Annotated in this window: 15 protein-coding genes; 7 read left to right on the top strand and 8 right to left on the bottom strand. The window is 54.9% G+C overall.

Translation table 11 applies throughout. The annotated features are described in order from the left end of the window. Both tssK and tssJ read right to left on the bottom strand, forming a co-directional pair. Positions 1-1344 carry a type VI secretion system baseplate subunit TssK gene (gene tssK / locus INT32_RS08920; protein ID WP_193088379.1) on the bottom strand — a complete coding sequence of 448 codons (1344 nt, stop codon included), beginning with the start codon at positions 1342-1344 and terminating at the stop codon, positions 1-3. Positions 1345-1364: 20 nt separating this feature from the next. Continuing rightward, positions 1365-1892 carry a type VI secretion system lipoprotein TssJ gene (tssJ, locus tag INT32_RS08925; protein ID WP_193088380.1) on the bottom strand — a complete coding sequence of 176 codons (528 nt, stop codon included), beginning with the start codon at positions 1890-1892 and terminating at the stop codon, positions 1365-1367. A 546-nt stretch (positions 1893-2438) separates the two neighbouring features. On the opposite strand from tssJ, the gene INT32_RS08930 reads away from it, so the two are divergent. Both INT32_RS08930 and INT32_RS08935 read left to right on the top strand, forming a co-directional pair. Further along, entirely contained in the window at positions 2439-2906 is a 468-nt protein-coding gene (locus INT32_RS08930) for a TssQ family T6SS-associated lipoprotein (protein ID WP_193088381.1), read from the top strand. Between the two features lie 58 nt (positions 2907-2964). Next, positions 2965-4041 (top strand): FHA domain-containing protein, encoded by a 1077-nt coding sequence (locus tag INT32_RS08935; RefSeq protein ID WP_193088382.1) that lies wholly within the window; start codon positions 2965-2967, stop codon positions 4039-4041. Between the two features lie 122 nt (positions 4042-4163). On the opposite strand, the gene tssH is transcribed toward INT32_RS08935, so the two are convergent. Together tssH and INT32_RS08945 are read right to left on the bottom strand one after the other, a co-directional pair. Then, a complete protein-coding gene (gene tssH / locus INT32_RS08940) occupies positions 4164-6791 on the bottom strand; it encodes a type VI secretion system ATPase TssH (RefSeq protein WP_193088383.1) in 2628 nt (875 codons plus the stop codon). Between the two features lie 202 nt (positions 6792-6993). Beyond that, positions 6994-7722: a bifunctional 2-polyprenyl-6-hydroxyphenol methylase/3-demethylubiquinol 3-O-methyltransferase UbiG gene (locus tag INT32_RS08945; protein WP_193088384.1), complete on the bottom strand. Its 729-nt coding sequence runs from the start codon at positions 7720-7722 to the stop codon at positions 6994-6996. A gap of 463 nt (positions 7723-8185) precedes the next feature. Between INT32_RS08945 and tssG the strand changes: the two genes are divergently transcribed. The 3 genes from tssG (at position 8186) to INT32_RS08960 (ending at position 12378) form a co-directional block, all read left to right on the top strand. Then, on the top strand, positions 8186-9220 hold the full coding sequence (tssG, locus tag INT32_RS08950) for a type VI secretion system baseplate subunit TssG (protein WP_193088385.1): 1035 nt from the start codon (positions 8186-8188) through the stop codon (positions 9218-9220). 385 nt (positions 9221-9605) lie between these two features. After that, positions 9606-11105 carry a sodium/proline symporter PutP gene (gene putP / locus INT32_RS08955; RefSeq protein WP_193088386.1) on the top strand — a complete coding sequence of 500 codons (1500 nt, stop codon included), beginning with the start codon at positions 9606-9608 and terminating at the stop codon, positions 11103-11105. 325 nt (positions 11106-11430) lie between these two features. After that, complete coding sequence (locus INT32_RS08960) at positions 11431-12378, top strand: LysR family transcriptional regulator (RefSeq protein ID WP_193088387.1); 948 nt, start codon at positions 11431-11433, stop codon at positions 12376-12378. Between the two features lie 244 nt (positions 12379-12622). On the opposite strand, the gene INT32_RS08965 is transcribed toward INT32_RS08960, so the two are convergent. Next, positions 12623-13603 carry a DMT family transporter gene (locus INT32_RS08965; RefSeq protein ID WP_193088388.1) on the bottom strand — a complete coding sequence of 327 codons (981 nt, stop codon included), beginning with the start codon at positions 13601-13603 and terminating at the stop codon, positions 12623-12625. Between the two features lie 212 nt (positions 13604-13815). Here INT32_RS08965 and INT32_RS08970 point away from each other — a divergent pair, with 212 nt between their 5' ends. After that, positions 13816-13980, top strand: coding sequence for a hypothetical protein (locus INT32_RS08970; RefSeq protein WP_193088389.1), 165 nt, complete (start codon positions 13816-13818; stop codon positions 13978-13980). 261 nt (positions 13981-14241) lie between these two features. Then, a complete protein-coding gene (locus tag INT32_RS08975) occupies positions 14242-15600 on the top strand; it encodes a GntP family permease (protein WP_193088390.1) in 1359 nt (452 codons plus the stop codon). A 172-nt stretch (positions 15601-15772) separates the two neighbouring features. Here the strand turns inward: INT32_RS08975 and INT32_RS08980 are convergent, their stop codons facing one another. From INT32_RS08980 to INT32_RS08990, 3 genes are read right to left on the bottom strand one after another with little or no spacing between them, the layout of a single operon-like run. Continuing rightward, a complete protein-coding gene (locus INT32_RS08980; protein WP_193088391.1) occupies positions 15773-16279 on the bottom strand; it encodes an acetone carboxylase subunit gamma in 507 nt (168 codons plus the stop codon). 58 nt (positions 16280-16337) lie between these two features. Then, on the bottom strand, positions 16338-18665 hold the full coding sequence (locus tag INT32_RS08985; protein ID WP_193088392.1) for a hydantoinase B/oxoprolinase family protein: 2328 nt from the start codon (positions 18663-18665) through the stop codon (positions 16338-16340). Positions 18666-18681: 16 nt separating this feature from the next. Continuing rightward, positions 18682-20829 carry a hydantoinase/oxoprolinase family protein gene (locus INT32_RS08990; protein ID WP_193088393.1) on the bottom strand — a complete coding sequence of 716 codons (2148 nt, stop codon included), beginning with the start codon at positions 20827-20829 and terminating at the stop codon, positions 18682-18684. Positions 20830-21347: the final 518 nt, after the last annotated feature.

The raw sequence follows: 21347 nt of genomic DNA on the forward strand, positions 1-21347 counted from the left end.
TTATCTGTCCCGATCCTCTCTGACTGCCCAGAACTCAAGTGTCAGCCCCGGAAAGTCTCCGGCCAGATGCAGCGCCAGCGCGCCGGTGCGTTCCAGTTGCGTCCACATATCGCCGGTTTTTTCCAGAGAAAAATAAATATGCCCGGCACTGTACGGCAGCTGACGCGGTACATTGGTGACCGGCTTGAGTGAAACACCCGGCAACTGCAGATGCACCAGATCGCGGATACGTTCGACCGGTCCCAATTTGACCTGTGCCGGAAAGCGGGTTCGCGTGAGTTCGGCCGGCATATCGGCATGAACGGCAATAATAAATTCGGCAGACTGCAACAGGTGCGGGTCGGTAATCTGCCCCACCCGCAGTCCCTGCCCTTTGTCGTGCAGCGGTATGCGAATGGCCTGCTCTTCCAGAATGGTCGTTAACGCCCGGCGCAGCACCTGCATCAAGGGCTCAAAGCTGAGTCGCAAATTGTCATGCACATAAGCGGGGAATGTTTCCATTCGCTTTCCCGTGCCGGTAAAGGTCGCCAGATCGCTGGCCAGCATCAGAAAGTCGTGGAAAATGCGCTCCGGATGCACATTGCCAAGTGTGATCATATGCCATAAGGCGCCACGATAGCGATTGATGGTTTCCAGTATCAGGAACTCCGAGACTTCGGCAACGCCGCCGCGCCCCGGCTGATTCAGACGCGCCGCCAGCAGTTCGCTGCGGGCATTGAGCAGTCCGAAGAGTTCGCGGATAAAGCTGGTCAGGGCAAAACTCACATTGCTCGACAGCACCGGTGCGATATAGGTGAAGTCAAGGACGACCTTGTTGTCGGCGCTGCGTTCGGTAATCCAGGCCAGCGGCATGCCGATCCACTCGTCGCCGAAATCGGACTCAAGCATCAATCGAAAACGCAACCGTCCGACCTGGACCACCGCCGTTCCCAGCGACACTTCACAGGTATCGACAACTTCGTCTTCTATGACGCTATAGCGCGCCAGGGAATCAGGCGTCTCTTCGAACACAACATCTTCAGCGCCTTCGCGTACTCGCGGTATCGCCAGGTACACCCGTTTGTCCAGGGTGCCGGCAGGCACCTCAAGGGCAAATGGCGCAGATTCGGCGTCAAAGCTAAATGGCGTGCCATCGGGAAACAGGCCGGTGGCCTTTTTCAGCGCAATCTTGCCCAGCGCCAGGGCATCAATGTCAATATCCAGGTCCTGAAACCCCCAGAACACACTTGTGATACTTTCAATGCGTACCCGCAGGTTGTGTTCCAGAAATCGTTCGAACTGCTGAAAATGATGAGGGCGAAGAAACATCCCCTCCGACCAGACTACTTTATCTTTTATGCTCATAAAACAATCTGCAATTTAATTTATTTTGGTTCTGTTTTGTTGACGTTGACAGCGGCTCTCTGCACATCGATGCGAATACGTTTTTCGTCAGGAGAGAACTGCCAGAATTTGTAGAAATTGGTCGTCTCGGCTTCGGGCAGATCTACTACCAGGCGCCACTGACTGTTGTTCAGATCACGGTACGAGGCAACAATGCCCAGCGCCTTGGCCTGGGTGCTTCCCGATGCCTTGATTTCCTCAGTACTGCCTGGCTTGATGATACGGGAATTGACTTCAAGCATCTGATCGCCAAGTACTGCGCGCGGGTCCTTCATAAGGGCAAAATAGTCTGCCGTGTCAAAGGCATTGGTGGACTTCAGTTCATAGACAGTGACCTTGACCGGAGAAGGTTTGCCCGAAGCGTTAGGGTTTACCTGACTGTCCGCCTTTAACTCTATGATATAAGGGACTGCCATTTTAGATTCGGTAGATGCGCATCCGGCCAGCACACCGGCAGCAATCAGGCCGACCGTTCCCAGCTTCATGATCTTGTTATAAATAAATGTCATTTGCCATGTCCTCATTCAAATAGCGTGCCAGTGTCTGACCATTACCGCGTAACAAATACAATAGCCGCAATAGCCGCCGTACAGACGCATCGGCAAGGGCGTTTGCACCCGCCAGGTCCTGTCTGCCAGCGCGCCTGCACACCCGGCAAATTCGTCAGTTTCAATTGTGTTTGTGACAGACCAAAACATCAAGCACAAAAACCTATACTCTTACTGAAATTAACTAAGGTGTAGTTAAATTAAACAGTATTTTTCCAAAGTTACCTATCTGTTACATAATTTACGTTTCTTAAGCACGACGCTGCCGATTTAACATGTTATTGTCATCTACAGGTATTAATATATTTAGTACGCAGTCCTGTTGCCGTAAACACTCCAATGAAGGACACTTCCTTCGCAGAAATGGCAGTACAGTGACTGATCTGCATTTGTGATTGCATTTGTCATCCGCCGTAATAAAACGGTATATTTCATTTGCATTAACAGGCTATGTCAAACAGCATTATTAAATATTTCTATTACACAAACATGTCTCAATTCAAAAAAATGAACGCTTCACGTGTATTTCTGCTGCCCGGTGTACTTGCTGCTGGTGTCCTGATGTCGGCATGCTCCCTGTGGAGCAGCTCCGGTCCAACTGCGCTGTCCTCGTCCGAAGAAGTACAGATTCGGCCGATACGCGAAAGTTTTATGGCAGGACAATACGAGGCGGTCATTACGCAAGTGACGAACACCCCGACACTGAACACCGGCTCGGTCCCGCTGCACACGACTGCACTCAAGTACAAGGCATTCAGTGAGTGCCTGACTGAAGCCAAGCGCAGTTGTGCCAGCACTTTTGAACAAATTTTGACACTGGATCCCAATTTCGCATTGCTTCCCGCCGAAAAATCGCATCCCTCCTGGGGACCGGTTTTTGAGCGAATACAGGAACAGCATCAGCCCGGCAAAACAGCAAGCCCGGGCACACAGGCCAGCGGCAGCATTACGCCCATCCGTCCTCTGACAAAGTAGGCTGGCGCGGCACGACGGGGACGCCACAACCGTCTCCGGTCAAGGAGCAGAACTTATCATGAAACTGACCGTACAACATCTGCACAACGCCACCACGTTTATATGTCAGCTGCAGCCGCCCGGCGGCACGATTGGCCGTGGCCAACAGAATGATCTTAATCTGCCCGATCCATCGGGCGAGCTGAGCACCCTGCAGGCGATTGTCCGCATGCAAGAGGGCGGCGCCACGGGCACTGTGCTCAATATGAGCAGCATGAGCCGCGTTGCTGTCAACGACACACCACTCGGACTGTCCCAGGAAGCTAACGTAAGCAACGGCGATCGGATTACCGTGGGCGATTATCTGATTGTCGTTGACGGACCACCAGCAACCTCCAGACCCGCTGCCGTTGACGACACGGGCCTGAGCGCGACCCCATACGATACTGCAGCGTTTGTCGGCACGGCAGCTGCGGGCGCGACGACAACTGCCCGCGCCTTCCCGGATTCGACGACTGCAACTGCCGGCGGTGACGAGCACCTGCCCACCTGGCATCCGGCCTATCAGGCTCCTGCCGAACATACCGCTGACGCAGCGCAGCCGGATTCCTATCCTGAAGAACACCCCCTTGGCACGCCCATTAACAGGATGCCGCCCCCAGCTCCCGTGCCCAACACCACAGTCGCGCCCCTGGGAGACAACACGACACGATCGCGTGCGTCGCCGGAAAATGCACCTGCAGCGTCGCCTGCCGATACGGGCAACAGTCCTGCAGCAGCGCCTGTGCCGGAAGAAAACCCCGACGATATTTTCAAGGATCTGCTCAGCGGTCCCGGCGTGCTGCCCGTTGGCGGCAATGCTACCGATGAACGACATCCATTTGACATGGAATCGGCCACCAATCGCAATCATCATAATCCCGTAGAACTGCTCAAGCCGGAAGGCATGCATCATCCATCGATCGATGGCGACCCACTGGATGCATTGCCTAGCGATGGTGCGGACAAAGATCGCCACACCATATTCAGCGACGACAGCCCGACGACACTGAACAAAGATACCGCCCTGGACAGCCACAAGCAGGACAATATTCTTGAGACGCTGCAACGCGCGGCGCATTCGGGATACAAAGACAAAGACTCTGGCAAAAAATAAAGCGCCTGGCAAGGCAGACTATCGGCAGAGGCGCAACCGTCCTGAATCCAATCCTCTGAAAAAAATGCCCGCTGACAAATTAGCGGGCATTTCTTCAATCTTCATTGCAACGCGATTGGCTTTCAGCTGTATTGATATACAAACTCGCCGTCCTGCGCATCCAGGGACAACCGGGCGAGACTGCGGCCTTCGATCGTGCTCATAAGAATTTCCTGACTCACATTAGGCAATACCGTATTGGTCAGAATCGCATCCACCATCCGCCCGCCGGACTCCACTTCGGTACAGCGTCCGACGATCTGCGAGACAGCAGCGTCGGTTACGTCAAAATCAATATTGTGATTTTGCTGCAGACGCACCTTGATGCGGCCCAGTTGCAGGCGCACGATACTGCCCAGCATCTCATCGGACAGCGGCAAATAAGGCACCACCACCAGTCGACCCAGTAGCGCAGCAGGAAACACACCCAGCAAGGGCTCGCGCAAGGCGCCGGTCAGTCCTTCGGCATCGGGCATCAAATCAGGATCCTTGCACAGATCCACGATGCGATCCGTACCTACATTGGAGGTAAGAATAATCACGGTATTTTTAAAGTCGATATAGCGGCCTTCACCGTCTTCCATCCAGCCTTTGTCGAATACCTGAAAGAAAATCTCATGCACATCGGCGTGCGCCTTCTCGACTTCATCGAGCAGAACCACGCTGTAGGGGCGTCGCCGCACGGCTTCAGTCAACACGCCACCTTCGCCATAACCAACATATCCGGGCGGCGCTCCCTTGAGTGTGGAAACGGTATGCGCTTCCTGGAACTCGCTCATATTAATGGAGATCAGATTCTGCTCGCCGCCATAAAGCGTCTCAGCCAGCGCCAGTGCCGTCTCGGTCTTGCCCACGCCACTGGGGCCGCAAAGCAGGAAAACACCTACCGGTTTATTCGGATCAGTAAGGCGGGCACGAGACGTCTGGATACGGCGAGTGATGGCATCGAGCCCATCTCGCTGGCCGATCACGCGCTTTTCCAGCGAATCGGACAACTGCAATACCGAACTGGCCTCGTCCTTGACCATACGACCAACAGGAATACCCGTCCAGTCTGCCACGACAGCGGCAACCGCGTTGGCGTCCACCGAAGGAAAAATCAGCGGCGCTTCACCCTGCTGGGCTTCCAGTTGCTCCTGCACTTGCCGCAGCGCGGTCAGCGTCTCGTTACGCAGTTGCTCGCTGGTGTCTTCATCACGCAATACCTGACGCAACTCAAACAACCTGGCTGCCAGTTCCTGTTCGGTACGCCAGTTTTCTTCCAACTGGCCCAGCTTGTCACGTGCCGCCACCAGGTCGCTGTCAATGTTGGCGATGCGTGCCTCGCTGCCAACGCCCACCTGCAATTCCCGCTGCGCAATATCGCGCTCGATCTGCAGATGTTCTATGCGCCGCCGGCAATCCTCTACCGCCGGCGGCTGGGCGTGCTGGCTGACCGCTACGCGGGCGCAGGCCGTATCCAGTAGCGCAACAGCCTTGTCCGGAAGCTGGCGTGCCGGGATATAACGGTGAGACAGTCGCACGGCTGCATCAATCGCTTCGTCCAGAAGCAGTACCTGATGATGCGACTCCAGCCTGCCAGCCAGGCCGCGCAACATAATTAGCGCCTTGGCTTCGGCCGGTTCATGCACCTGCACCACCTGAAAGCGGCGCGTAAGGGCAGGGTCTTTTTCGATGTACTTCTTATATTCCGCCCAGGTCGTGGCGCCGATCGTGCGCAACTGACCGCGCGCCAGCGCGGGCTTGAGCAGGTTGGCCGCGTCCCCTGTACCGGCCGCCCCACCTGCGCCAATCAAGGTATGGATTTCATCTATAAACAGCACAATCGGCTTTTCACTGGCCTGCACCTCGTCAATAACCTGGCGCAGTCGCGATTCAAATTCTCCTTTCATGCTCGCGCCGGCAGACAACAGCCCGATATCCAGCAGATACAGCGACACCTCGCGCAGCGACGGCGGAACATCGCCGCTGGCCAGCCGCAGCGCCAATCCTTCAACTACGGCTGTTTTGCCGACGCCGGCCTCGCCGGTGAGCAACGGATTGTTCTGGCGACGGCGCATCAGGATATCGACAATCTGCCGAATTTCTTCATCGCGACCGGATACCGGATCAATTTCATTGTTGCGCGCCCGGGCGGTCATGTCTACCGCATACTGTGCCAACGCAGACTTGCCGCTAGCCCCGGCAGCAGGCGCTGTTGCGCCACTCTCTGACAAAGCCGCGCTGTCCTGCTGTTCAACAGAGTCCCTGACAATGGCAGGCAGATTATCGGCCAGCACATCCGGTGTAATTTTCTTGAATTCAGATGAAATACCGTAAAGCACATTGCGCAGCGAATGAGTCTTGAGAATGCCCAGAACCAGATGCGCACTGCGGATACGCGCTTCGCCATACTTGAGCGAACCGTATACCCAGGCGCGTTCGGTTGCGTTATCCAGATGCTCTGACAGATCGGAAACCGACGAGGCGCCCCGCGGCAACTCGTCCAGGGTGGCGACAATGCCGCGCTCCAGCTGATCGGGATTAAGTTCGAAATAACGGATGATTTTCTGCAGATCGCTGTCATGCTCGTGCATGATCTGATGAAGCCAGTGCACCAGTTCCACATGCGGGTTCCCGCGGAGTTTACAAAATGCCGTGGCCCCTTCCAGGGCGCGGTACAGCAGGGTGTCGAGTTTTCCAAAGAGATCGCTGCGATTAATTTCAGACATAGTTGTTTGTTTTGCTTGCTGTCATTTGTGAATAGAAAAGCGTAGCCGAAAGATATGACCTGCCTGTGAAAATGATGTCCTGTATGTTACGTGTATCCGCAAAGGTTTTCGAACTCTAAAGTTTTGCCAAATGTAAGCGCGCCGATCCGGCCATCACATGGAGCCTGCCGCAGCAAGAATTGGTATAGCCCGCCATCAGCCGTTACACTGACGCAGACACAATCAGCATCATGGGGCGCTCCAGCTCCTCTGCCAGTTGTGGCAACTGCCCAATCTGTTGGGCGGTGGGCGCAAACTCCTGAACCGCCTGAATGCGAAAGCCCGCAGCAATAAGGGCCTTCAATGTCGTGCCGATTGTCCTGTGATATTTCAGTACGCCGGTAGCAAACCAGTCCGTTCGGCGCTCCCCTTCCCGGGCGTATCCGCTGACCGGCCAGGTTTTGCGGCCCTGCTCATCACTGATCCAGTGGGGGTCGGTAGCGGCCATGAAGATCGGATGCTCAATCGAGAAGACCAGGTGCCCGCCTGGCTGCAGGCACTTATGGATCTCGTGCACAAGGCGATCAAAATCCTGCACATAGTGAAAAGTCAATGCACTGTAGGCAACATCGAAACTGGCCGGAGCAAGCACCAGGGTGTCCAGATCGGCGATCCGATATTCGATTGCTGCATCTGCAGTGTCTGCCCTGGCGCGCTGAATCATGTTCCGTGACAGGTCCAGCCCCAGCACCGAGCGCGCACCCTGCTGGCGAAACCAACGTGCGGTCCAGCCGAAGCCGCAACCGAGATCGACGACCCGTTTTCCGGCCGGATCGGGCAGCAGGGTCCGGATCGCAGGCCATTCCGGCGCCCCCTTCAGGCCAAGGACCTGCCGGGGCAATTGAATATAGCCGGCGAAAAAATCAGGGTCATCGTAAATGTTTTGTGCCATTTATCCCTCAATGCACTGGAACATGGCGCTTTTGCGCACTTGCCGGCATGCCGCCCACAGCGTTGCCGCCTGTTTAATCAGACACCTGGTCTGTTGCAATGGCGCGGCCCAAATCCAGCGACAGGGAACAACCAACGACAATAGAACAAGTGCAATAGAACGATTGCGATAAAACAGTTGTATTAATACGTTCGTATTACAGCAGCGGCAACAGCGTGCAGCCATGGACGTGGCGCAATCGTTCGGCGTGCTCATCATGCCGGCGTACGCGGGGGCGGACGGCGTACCTATACCGGCGCTGCAGTACCGGCGCTGCAGATATGGCTTTGTTTTCCGTATCTGATATTATCTGGATTGCAATTTGTCACCTTACACAATATTAAGCTTTCAGGTACACTGGCTGCAACCGCCATGTCATTTCACCAAGATATCTTATACACCTTTTGACAGGTACCACAACCGCATGGATACACCTTCGGATCCTGTGACCCCGACCAATACGCTGCCGCCGGACTTCTGGCAGAAGCTTGAAGCGGACCCCTATCGTTTCGGTCTGTATCATGTGCTGCGCTGGCTGGACGCACGCAGCGGCACACGCAAGCCGCTGGGCCGCGATTCGCTGCCCTCACGCGAACCGGTACGACTACGCCAGGAACCATCCATGGCGTTTGCGCCATCGACCATTTGTGATGTCGATCGTGATAAAGACGGCCCGCCCGTTGTCTCCATTCTGAGTTATGGCCTGTTCGGCCCCAACGGTCCGCTGCCCTTGCATCTGACCGAGTACGTGCGCGAGCGAATCGTGCACCACCGGGACCATACCCTCTCGGCCTTTGCCGATATTTTTCACCATCGCCTGATTGCGCTTTTTTACCGGGCCTGGGCAGACGCGCAAAGCACGGTCAGCCTGGATCGTCCCGAAGAAAATTTCAGTCGTCATGTTGCCAGCCTGATCAATCAGGGACAAAAATCGCTGAAACAGCGTGATTCCATCATGGATCACGCCAAGTATTTTTTTGCCGGCCACCTGGTGCGCCAGACGCGCAATCCGGAAGGTATTATCCAGATACTGAAAACCTTCTTCAACATCAACGTCAGTTTAAAGGAGTTCGTGCCGCAATGGATCGAACTGCATCCATCGCAGCAACTGGGCCTCAATGGCAGCATGGGGCTGGGTCAGGATACGATTCTGGGCAGCTCCGTGCGCGATGCACAGCATAAATTCCGCCTGTTGCTGGGCCCGCTTACCCGGTCCGAATTTGATCAATTCATGCCGGGCACAAGCAAGGCAAAACAGCTGACACACTGGCTGCGGCATTATGTGGGAATCGAACTGAACTGGGATGTCGAGGTCGTGCTCAAAAAAGAAGACATCAAGGGCATTCGTCTGGGCGAAGCCTCGCCGCTGGGACTGGGCACCTGGATGGGATTGCGCCCCAACAGCGCCGGCGACGCGCATGATGTCGTTATTGACTACGAATTGCGCGAAAAGCTGTAGAGGCCTGATTGATTGACTCCCTGCGCAACCGCGCCGACCATGGGCCACCGGCGTGGTTGCTGTGCATAGCGCCGGAACGCGCAGCCTGAAAACCCATGGATCTACGGGTCCCGGAAAGGAACTTCGGATTAGCGAGCTTATCGACCTGCTGCAAGCGCGCTACCGGACAAATGGACTCCCGGGTGAGCGGATTACTGAACAACCTGGCAATTGATCAACTGAGCAGTCCTGGGGTTAACCCAGTTAAAATACAGAAAAACAAAAAATAATATCCATATCAAATCAAAAAGTTAACCGGAATTTATAAGAGTTAACCCTTATATTCATCTGTTTTACTTTTCCGTAAAATCCATCACTTTCAACAGACAGACAAAGGGAACGAGGAATGAGTGGCATAAATCCAATGATCATCACGTTCGCCATATATCTGATTGTCGTACTGGCAGTCGGGTTTATCGCCTACTTTTCAACACGTAATTTTGACGACTATATCCTGGGCGGACGCAGTCTGGGCAGTTTTGTGACGGCACTCTCGGCAGGCGCCTCCGACATGTCGGGCTGGCTGCTCATGGGTCTGCCCGGCGCGATTTATCTGGCGGGCCTGTCCGAAGCATGGATTGCCATCGGCCTGACCATCGGCGCCTACTTCAACTGGCTGCTGGTGTCAGGACGTTTGCGCATGCACACTGAATACAACAACAATGCACTGACGCTCCCTGAATATTTCCATCACCGCTTTGGGGCCGGCAGCGTCTTCATCAAGATAGCAGCCGCAGCCATCATTCTGTTTTTCTTTACCATCTATTGTGCCTCAGGCATTGTGGCTGGCGCCCGACTGTTCGAGAGCCTTTTCCACGTTGATTACGTCACCGCAATGTGGCTGGGCGCCGGCGCCACCATCGTCTATACCTTTATTGGCGGTTTTCTGGCGGTCAGTTGGACCGACACCATCCAGGCTTCGCTCATGTTTTTTGCGCTCATCCTCACGCCAATCATGATATTGCTTGGCATTGGCGATCTGTCTGCCGTCACCGCAACCATTGACCAGGCAGCGGCCACAGCCGGCAAGAATTACTCAAGCCTGATTTCGGGCACGAGTTTTATTGCAATCGTGAGTGCCGCGGCATGGGGCCTGGGTTACTTCGGCCAGCCGCATATTCTGGCGCGCTTTATGGCAGCCGATTCGGTCAAAAGCCTTAAGTCTGCACGTCGCATTGGTATGACATGGATGATTCTATGTCTGATTGGCGCGGTCGCAGTAGGCTATTTTGGCATTGCATGGTTCCAGTTGCATCCGGAACAAGCCGGCGAGGTCAACACAAATAGCGAACGTATTTTTATCGAACTGGCCCAGATTCTGTTCAATCCCTGGATTGCAGGTGTGATTCTGTCGGCGATTCTGGCTGCCGTCATGAGCACGCTCAGCTGCCAGTTGCTGGTATGCTCCAGCGCCATTACCGAGGACTTCTACAAAGGATTCATACGGCCACACGCGAGCCAGACAGAGCTGGTCTGGACCGGCCGCGTGATGGTACTGATGATCGCACTGGTCGCCATCTGGATTGCGTCTGACCCGGAAAGCCGGGTACTGGGCCTGGTTTCGTACGCATGGGCCGGCTTCGGTGCAGCCTTTGGACCAGTGATTATTCTGTCGGTATTCTGGCGTCGCATGAACGCAGCCGGCGCACTGTCCGGCATGGTGGCCGGCGCGCTGGTGGTCGTATTGTGGAAACAGTACAGCGGCAGCGCCCTGTATGAAATCGTACCTGGTTTTATTGCCGGCTTGATCGTGATCATAGCGGTTTCGCTGTTAACCAAAGCGCCCTCACAGGCCGTGGTCGACAACTTCGACCGTGCAGATCGCGACTTCAAAAACGCGGCATAAGCTGCAATCGGCAATACTGCAGAGCCGGCCGAGTATGTCGGTTCTGCAGGCAGAATCAAACGCTCCCGTCCATTCCAGGACTGGAGCGTTTTTTATATACCCCGTTTTCTTGTTATGACGGTTGCAATAGGCCGCACATTAAAGTGCATGCCGGATGCCGGATGCCGGATGCCGGATGCCAACTAGCGTCAGTTTTCTGAAACGGATGTTCAACACGTACGCTTTATACAACATAGTCAGTGATTTGCACGAATCCTGTCGGCAGAATACGGGTTAAGCCCTACAATCGACAATACCTGAGCACTTGCACCCATGAGAGCCCTTTTTGAAAATCCGCCAGCCGCTTCCTCCGCTGAACAGCCTCAAGGCATTCGAAGCCACTGCACGCCTCAAATCCATGGCGCTGGCGGCAAAGGAACTGCACGTCACGCCCTCGGCCGTAAGTCAGCAGATCAAGCAGTTGGAACACCACCTGGGCCAGCGCGTCATTACCCAATCGCGCAGCGGGATCGTGCTGACCGCTTATGGGCGCGACGCGCTGCCCAAGCTGTCTCAGGCGTTCGACCTTCTGGCAGGCTCCTTTCACCATCCACGCGATCCGTTGCTAGTACGCATCAGCGTACTGCCTTCGTTTGCACGCTTCTGGCTCAATCCACGCCTGCCTGCGTTCTTTCGCCAGCACCCCGCTATCCGGCTGGACATAGACAGTTCGCCCAAATTGATTGATTTCACCTTTGACGACCTGGATCTGGCGATCCGGTATGGCAAAGGTAATTATGAAACGCCGCTGTGCGACAGCCTCATGAAAGAGGCACATCAGGCCGTCTGTACACCGCGCCAATATCCGGCATGGGCGCCGCTGGTCGAGTCCGGCGATTTCGCCCGTCTGCCATTGATAGGCGACCGGGGCATGCTGGGCGGCGATGAGCAGGATGTGACCTGGCGGGAGTGGTTGCATGCAAAAGCACCCGAGTCGACATTACCCGACTATCGCATTACTTATACCGATTCAGGCCTGGCGATAGACGCCGCACTTGCCCACCAAGGCATGTTACTGGGACGACTGGTGCTGCTGGATCCGTTGCTCAAGGAACAGAAACTGCTCGCGCTGGATCCGCTTATATTGCGCTCGGAGTTGGGATATTTTTTGCTGGGACCATCACTGGCCGGCCTGTCCGAAGGAGCGCAAAAATTTCGGCAGTGGCTGCTACAGGAAGCCGCGGCATACCAAACACAGCACCATACCCAGTCGCCGGGCTTTTCAGATAGATAACCAGGAACACCAGGCCGGACACTAGCAGGGGCAATGCCCGTCACTCCTGATGGTATTGGGCGTCTGGCGCACCCACATAGGAACAGGCGCTGTGCTCTGATGGCAGGAGCGCCGATGGCCGCTGCGTTAATGCCTGATGCGCATGCGCTTAGCTGATCAGCACACCAAATACAGCGGTCACGGCCTGGGCCCTTTCTGCTGTATTCGCCTTGCCGCTACCGCCATCCCGCTATCACAATCCGGCCTATTGCGACTGTGTTCGCACCGGACAAGGGATGCCTGCCTCGCCGGCCAGCTCGCCCTGCCCGTCTTGTCCATTTTTCTGCAACGAGTCCGGCGGTTGCACCCGAGTTCCCGAATTGCGTGCATTGGCTACGCCGGCAGCAATAATCATGACAATGCCCAGCCATTGCCAGCCGCCCACTTCATGGCCAAACGCGAAATAATCTGCAATTACCGCGACGACCGGATAAACATAGGACAGGATTGCAATTTTTCCCACCGGCAATGATTGATATGCAGAGTAGATCAGGATATACATCAGGAAGGTATGAAACACCCCCATGACAACGACGAACAGCCATTGCACAGATGTCTGCGGCATCTGGTCAAATGCCATAATCGGTGCCAGAAAAACAAGCCCTACGCCCAGCTGACACATCGCCACGACATGGGGTTTGATGCCGGTCAGTTTTTTGGTGACAATGGTCACACCGGAATACAAGAGGGCGGCAAGCAAGGCAAAGCCGGCGCCCTGCAGAAAAAGCAAATCCACTTCTACGCCAAGCAGGGCGGGCAGCACAATCAGTATCACCCCACCAAAAGCCAGTATTGCCAGCGCCACCTGTTTAAGCGTAATGCGCTCACCGAACACCAGCGTGCCGGCCAGCAACAGAAAAAACGGCTGCGTGTTGTAGATCACCGTGCCCACCCCAATACCCGCGTGCAGATACGAAGCGAACAACGCTGCCCAGTTCAGCACCAGCACCACGCCGCTGACGGCAAGCAATACCCATTGCAATCGTGATACGTGCGCCAGCTTCAGATACCCTTTGGCAAAACAGAACAGCAGCAGGCACAGCCCGCCAATCAGGCAGCGCCAGAACCCGACATTAAAAGGATTCTGCCCCGACCAGACCACGAACAGCCCAATGGTGCCCGACATAGCCATGCCCGCAATCAGCTGAAGCTGGCCTACGTTTTCGTTTTTTGTACTCTCTGTCATTGCTTTTTCCTGAACTGCCCCTGATTATGCCAAACCTGATGGCGTTACGACAGGTGCCTGATGATACTCCGGTACTACGCCAGCCGGCATCGGTTCGACTCGCCGCCAAAAGGCAAAACGCGTCGGCTCTCGCGAATCGAGCCCATCCTGCCAAATATGCCATGGGCGACGGCCTTGAGTATGTCTGCAGCCACCGATGAACTGTTGTCATTGTGAATAAACGACAACTGGCTGGCAAGCCACTTTTTCTTAACGACCTTTACTTTTTCTGGTGCACGGCCCTGCTATCCATGGGCAAGGCAGGGGTTATTTTGCACAAGGCTGGCTCGGCCTGCGCGATGAAAGTCGACGTGGCCGCCGGTTCGCTCGGCCAGTGAGGATGCCGATCAAAACGCAAATATGCGCGGCAGTTCAGGCGCCACCGCGCAAGTCATTCGGACCGATTGCACGCCCCTTGCATTGATATATCGTCGCCACCTGCACCTTGTGTCCTCTGCCCGATCCGCCAGCATCGGCTACCCTGCACATGCGTGAGCGCACGGGAAAGACCACGATTTCCGGGAATAATTAAGATACAATCGCCGAATTATTACCCGCTGTACCCAACCCTTTACGACAATTGAATTAGGACAACTGAAATGTACCTGGTCGCCATTCTTGCCATATTGATCGCGCTGATCGTACTGGCAACAACCAAACTCAAACTTCATCCGTTCCTGGCTTTGCTGGCAGCGGCTTTTATCGGCGGCTTCATGTATCAGGTGCCGCTGCTGGATATTGTCAAACACATCACCACCGGCTTCGGTGGCATCATGGGCAGTATCGGGATTGTGATTGTACTGGGCACCATCATTGGCGTCATACTGGAGAAAACGGGTGCAGCCATTACCATGGCTGACAGTATCATCAAGCTGCTGGGCAACCGTTTTCCGACGCTGACCATGTCCGTGATCGGGTATCTGGTTTCCATTCCGGTATTTTGTGATTCAGGCTACGTCATTCTCAATTCATTGAAGGAAGCCATTGCAAAACGCATGAATGTCTCGCTGATTGCCATGAGCGTCGCGCTGGCAACAGGTCTGTATGCTTCCCACACCTTTGTCCCCCCCACACCGGGGCCGATCGCGGCTGCCGGCAACCTGGGGCTGGGGGACAATCTGGGCCTGGTCATTCTGGTTGGTCTGGTCGTATCTGCGGTCACGGCGTTGGCCGGTTTGCTCTGGGCCAATATTTTCCTGAAAAAGGACATTGAACTGGAAGCACCAGTGGTGCCTGTGGGCCCGAATCAGGGCTTGATGAAAACCCGTGAAGACTATGGCGTGCTGCCAAGCGCAGCGCAGGCATTCACGCCAATTTTCCTGCCCATCATCTTGATCTGCATTGGCTCGGTTGTTGCCTTTCCCAGCAAGCCATTAGGCCAAGGCACCGTTGCCAACGTCCTGTTGTTCCTTGGGCATCCGGTCGTTGCGCTGCTCGCAGGTCTGATTTCTGCCATGTTCCTGCTCAAGGGTACGGGCAAACGCCAGCAGTTTCATGACTATGTCGCCCAAGGGCTGACTTCTGCCGCACCGATTCTGCTTATCACGGGTGCGGGCGGTGCTTTTGGCGCGATTCTGAAAGTGACGCCGCTGGGCGACTATATCGGCACGACCCTGTCGACCATGGGCATTGGGCTGTTCATGCCCTTTATCGTATCGGCAGCACTTAAAACAGCTCAGGGCTCGACCACCGTCGCGCTGGTAACGACTTCTGCGCTGGTTGCGCCGATGCTCGGTCAATTGGGTCTGGATAGCGAAATGGGACGCGTGCTGACCGTGATGGCCATTGGCGCTGGCGGGATGACCGTCTCTCATGCCAACGACAGTTTCTTCTGGGTGGTTACCCAATTTAGCCGCATGCGTGTATCAACCGCCTATTATGCGCAGACCATGGCCACGCTGATTCAGGGCGTGGCCGGGATGATCACGGTATGGTTGCTGAGCCTGGTTTTACTGTAAGGCTGATGCCTTTAATGGAATGGCTGTACGAAAACGATAATAAGTGAACATTTCAGGGCAGCATCACGAACGTAACGAAAATGACGCTCGTGATGCTGCCCTGATTCTTCATTAAGATGCCATGTTGGCTAACAGGCTAACGTCCCTGCCTGGCGCCAATGCAGTCGCCGTTTCACTTCCCTTTTTTCGGCACAGGAAGACCCAGCCAGTCTTTATAGAAAGCCTCAATATCCGGCGAAAAATCGTGAATCACGGGATACCATGGCGTTGGCGCTTCTACATCAAGCATGACGCCACAATCAGGACAATAATATTCCCGATAGACCTGCCACTGCGTGTCGGGTGCCATGAGCAATGGATAGACTTCCTCCATTGCTTCAGGCGTGTCACGTACAAAAATGCTCGCCTCCAGTTTCCAGTTTTTGTCATAGGCACAAAACTCATGCCCGCACTCACATTTGGTGATCCACTCGCCGGTTTTCGCCGAGCGCACGATATGAAGATGCGGCCCCAGCGGCAGAATGATTTCGTCCTTCCATGACATTTTGGCCTGCAGGACATCACGATAGATTTCAAAACGTTCCTTGTCCTTGGGCATTTGCAACATGCGCAAGGTCGTATCCCAATCGAGTTTGCCGTCAACCAGATTTTTGACCTGTTCCTTTGTATAAACTGACATAAATTATCTCCAATATTGTTGTAACGGGATCGGCTGCCTTGGCGCCGATCCCTTCGATTTACTCTTCCACCAGCACGACCGTACGAACGTCGGGCATTTCGGAAATGTCATTGCGATACGTGGAGCCAAAGGATGGAACACCCAGCTCGGATTCGGGCAACGACCAATCGGCAGGCAAATCCCAGAAGGACTTGAATTCGTTGGTGAATTTTTCGCTCAGACCGAAGCTGGTTGAGTACATATGACGTACCGGCAATGACGCATCCTTGGCGATAATCCGTTCGCGCTCCTGTTTCATCCAGTCGCGTACCGGAACAGCGCGTTTCAGGCGGTCCTTGCGGATCTGCTTGCGTCGTTCTTCGGTTTTGCTATCGTCAACCGTCCATACGCCATCGGCATCTTTTTCAATGACCGCACCATAGACGCGTTCGGCATATTCAGGCAGAACGAAACGGCAGTTGAGATCCCGGGCAATCGCCTGAGGATCCCGATCCAGCGGATCACCAAAACCTGGGCCTCCACGAATGTAATTGAGGTACAAATCGTGGTCATCAAATACGGTTTCGGTTGTCATGCATTGCTTGTCGCGCTTGACCACCGCGCCTTTGCCCAGATGTTTCTCGTAATCAGGATGGTTCGGATTGGCATCGGCTCCCAGCGGCAGGGACTCGCGATTGGCAATGCGATCTTTCAGCCCGGTGTGGTGGGCTTCAAAGCGATAGCCGGTGGCCGCAGGATAACCGCCCATCATCCCCCAATCACTATTCATGTAGCCGTTGCCCGAGAAGAACATGGTCCAGTCCTGCGCGTGCCATACCATGCGCAAGGTTTCCAGACCGCAACCGCCGCGGTACTTGCCATAGCCACCTGAGTTGCATTTGACCGTGCGTCCCATGAACAGCAAAGGCTCGGCCATTTCCCAGATTTCGATATCCCCCATGTCGCCTTCGGGGTTCCATACGGCGGCAGCATGATTCAGGCCATCCTTGACCGCGCAGGCGCCGGTGCCGGTGGCCGCCGTCTCAAAGCTGTTGACGGCGTGAATTTCACCATCCTGGTTGATACCGCCACCCTGCAGCCAGTTACTGGTGTTCCCGTTACCCGCATTGACCTCTTCCAGATAACCTCGACTGAAATAGGATTGGCTCATGGCACGCCACATGCCGGTCCAGGCGGAAACAAGATAGTGCCAGGCATCGGCATGCGCTGTACGACGGTCGTCCGGATTCATCCATGTTCCCTTGGGAATATGGAACTCAGTTGCGTAATAGGCGCCATCATTGATCCGTTGCGTTGGCACCAGCGTCTGGGTCAGCATCACCCAGATACCGCTGGTGAAAGCGACCTGGTTGGCGTTGAAACTGTGCCAGCACCAGCGACTGCCTCCTTCGAAGTTCATGCGCCAAGAACCATCCGGCCTGATCGTAAGCTCTGTGGGCGCGTGCATGATCGTATTCATTTTGGCGTAAGAAGACGTCAGGTTGACATCTTCATGGTCGTACGGCACGTCAACAAACGCCACCTTGCGATAGACGCCCGGAATGGTCATATCCTTGAGCCGTTGCCGCAAGCCCCGACGCCCTTCTTCGATAATTTCGTAAGCAAAAGTTTCAAACGCCTCGACACCTTCGCTTTCGATCACTTCTTCTACCAACGCCCGGATCATATGGCAACCGGCGATACGGGTACGCTCATCCAGAATCAGGTACTTCGGTGTACGTACGGAGCGCTGGCTTTCATGCAGCCAGTCACGCAGAGGCTGGTCATTGACACCTGTCTTGCGGCAGGTCGTCATATAGCCGTCGCCAAAACGCTGTGTCTGACCAGTGGACATGGAGCCCGGGCTGATGGAGCCCGTATCGATAACGTGGGTCACGCCCCCGACCCATCCCACCAGCCGATCTGCCCAGAAAATGGGAACAATGGTCGCAATATCGCAAGGGTGAACATTACCGATGGTGCAATCGTTGTTGGTGAACATATCACCCGGGTTGATGCCGGGGTTGGCTTCCCAGTCGTTCTCGATCATGTACTTGATCGCCGCACCCATGGTACCCACGTGGATAATGATCCCGGTTGAGGTCAGAATACAATCGCCTGCGGCGTTATACAGCGTAAAGCACAGTTCGCCTTCCTGCTCCACGATCGGAGAGGCCGCGATTTTCTTCGCGGTTTCGCGGGCATGAACCAGACCGCCGCGCAACCTGGAAAACATTTTCTCATAGCGGATCGGATCCTTTTCCTTGAAGTGCAGCGTGCTCAGGCCGTTGTAGTGCCCGGTCTCGCGCGTTTTCGACAGAACCTCGTTACGATGTTCGCGCAGCGTCTTGCCGTTGCCCAGCAACTCCCCCGGACCGAACACGTTCTTTGTCATCATATTATTCATATGTGTCTCCTGCTTTCTATTTGACTTCTTTCAGATGGAACAAGCGGTGTGTATCGAGTCTGGTTTCGAACCCTTTGGGCACCACGAAGGTCGTGGAGTCAGATTCGATCACAGCAGGACCGACGATACGGTTTCCGGCCTGCAGTTTTTCCATGGACCAGACATCAGCCTGCTGCCATTGCTTGCGACGGTAGAATGGACGCTTGCCAAGCAATGCCTCTTTTGGTGGCGTCTCTCCGACCAGTTTCTCTTCTGGCAGTTCGGGTTTTTTGGAGACCACACTGCCTCGCATGATGGCGCTGGTGACACCGAACCCGAGCTCAGGGGAACTGGCCGACGTGGCATACACACGGGCATAGGTTTCATCGAAAGCGCCAACCAGTTTTTCCCAATCGGCCACCGTGGCGGCGGCGCTGATGGGAGAGTCGATTTCCAGATCATTCAACTGGCCAAGATACTGCATGCTGTAGCCTGGGCGCAGCATGACATCTTCACGCTTGAAGCCATTGATGATGAACTCCTCGATCACCTTCTCTGCAAGCTCGGCCCACGCTTCGGTCAGGGTTTTGCCTGCTGCAACCTTGACCTCGTCCCCGGCGCTAGGTGGCACCGCAATGTCGACACTCTTGTCATACCGATATTCATACTCGGCGCAAGCGCAACCGAAGGCCGAGAAACCGGCTGCCCATGCAGGCACGATGACATCTTCAAAGCCCAGGCCCTCGGTATAGCCGTAGGTGTGGACCGGGCCTGCACCGCCATACGAGAAGCAGACGAAATCGGCTGGGTTGTAGCCCTTGGCACTGATAATGGAACGCGTATATTCACGCAATTGCAGGTCAAGCAGTTCAATCACACCCGATGCCGCATCCTCGACCGACAGGCCCAGCGGATCGGCGATCTGTTCCTTCAGACAACGGCGTGCGCGATCGACGTCCAGCTTGATCGCCCCGCCCAGGAAATTGTCGGTGTTCAAATAGCCCAGGATCACGTGACAGTCGGTTACCGAAACGGTATCAAGACCGCTTTCAGGCCAACACATGCCGACACGATAGCCGGCGCTGTCGGGGCCGAGCTTGATCGCGCCGCTGTAAGGATCGATACGAACAAAACTGCCGGCGCCTGCCCCTACCGAGTCCATGGCGACCAGTGGCAACGACAGCACCAGCCGAGCCATGTCGGGATCGGACTTGATGGCAAAATTGCCTTTGGTGATGAGCGCCATATCAAAACTGGTGCCACCGATGTCACTGCAGGCAATATTCTCGTAGCCAAGCAGTTCGCCCAGATATTTCGAGCCGATCACGCCTCCGATGGGGCCGGAGACGATGGTTCGGGCCAGTTCCTTGGCTCGCCAGCCGATGGTTCCGCCATGCGTGGCCATCACGCGCAAATCGAACTTGCCGCCGTGTTTCTTGAACCGATCACTGACGCGTTTGAGCGTGGCGCGCGACGGCTCCGCCGCATAGGCTTCAAGCACGGTCGTGTTGGTTCGATGGCTCTCCTTTCGGGAAGGATAGTAGTCGATCGTTGCGAAGACAGGAATATCGCTGCCCATTTTTTTGAGTTCTTCCAGGTATATATCGCGGGCGCGCTGCTCGTTCTGTCCATTTTTGTGGGACTGCAGCAGGCTGATGACGATGGCCTTGGCGCCACTATGGACCAGCTCGTGCGTGACGGAGCGTACTTCGTCTTCATTCAGTGGAATAACGATTTTTCCCTGTACATCGGTTCTTTCCGTCACCCCGCGTGTGCGCGATAGCGGCACCAATGGTTCATCGCAGCGGTGCGTATTCAGATGAATACGATCTTCCAGCGCATAGCCAAGATAGCTCTGCAGTGCACGTCCCATCGAATGAATATCCTCGAACCCTTTGTTGCACATCAGGCCAACGTCCAGCCCCTTGCGCATTACCACCCGATTGAGCATCGCTGTTCCCGAATATACGCAAGTGAGCAGCTGGGGATAGACGTCTTCAACGCTGCGTCCCCAGGGTGCCAGGGCATCCTGGGAGGATTCGTAAATTGCCTGGGACTCGTCGCCAGGGTTGCTCTGGGCCTTGCCGACAACGAACCTGCCGTCGCTGCTGACGAAAAAGGTATCGGTCATCGTGCCGCCGGCATCGATACCCATTACCTGAACGGGCATTGATTCAGTTTGCATATTTTTGTCTCCGAATAATTGCTAACCTCGCAACCAGACAGGCGCATTGCCATTGCGTCCACCGGGCTGCCTGAACAACAGAATTGACTGTCGTGCGCAGAGATATAGCAATTTCCGGGCCAATTTTTTTTATCGATATTCAACCATCTGATTTTTCTGAAAAATTTATTTTTCTCTTCAGTTTTCCTACTATTGATTATAAAAAAGCGCTGTCCTGAACGTTCGAATCCCATACGTATTTGATGACAACGTATGAAATTTGAACGACGTGACGAACGCGATTCATACCAAAGGCACGGCAGGAAAATGAATTCGCCTTACGGCAAAAGCATGCTCCATCGGTTTTTCATATATTGCAAAATCAAGACCTGCGACGTTATAGTTAGCAATACGATCAACCCCACAAATGCAACAGGTGGCCTTCGCCAGACTAACCGAATCAGTCTTAAGCGATCTGGTCTTAACCGATCCGGACTTAACCGATCCGGACTTAAGCGATCCGGACTTAAGTGAACCAG

The organism is Advenella sp. FME57, assembly GCF_014897675.1.
In the GTDB taxonomy this organism is placed as follows: domain Bacteria; phylum Pseudomonadota; class Gammaproteobacteria; order Burkholderiales; family Burkholderiaceae_B; genus Advenella.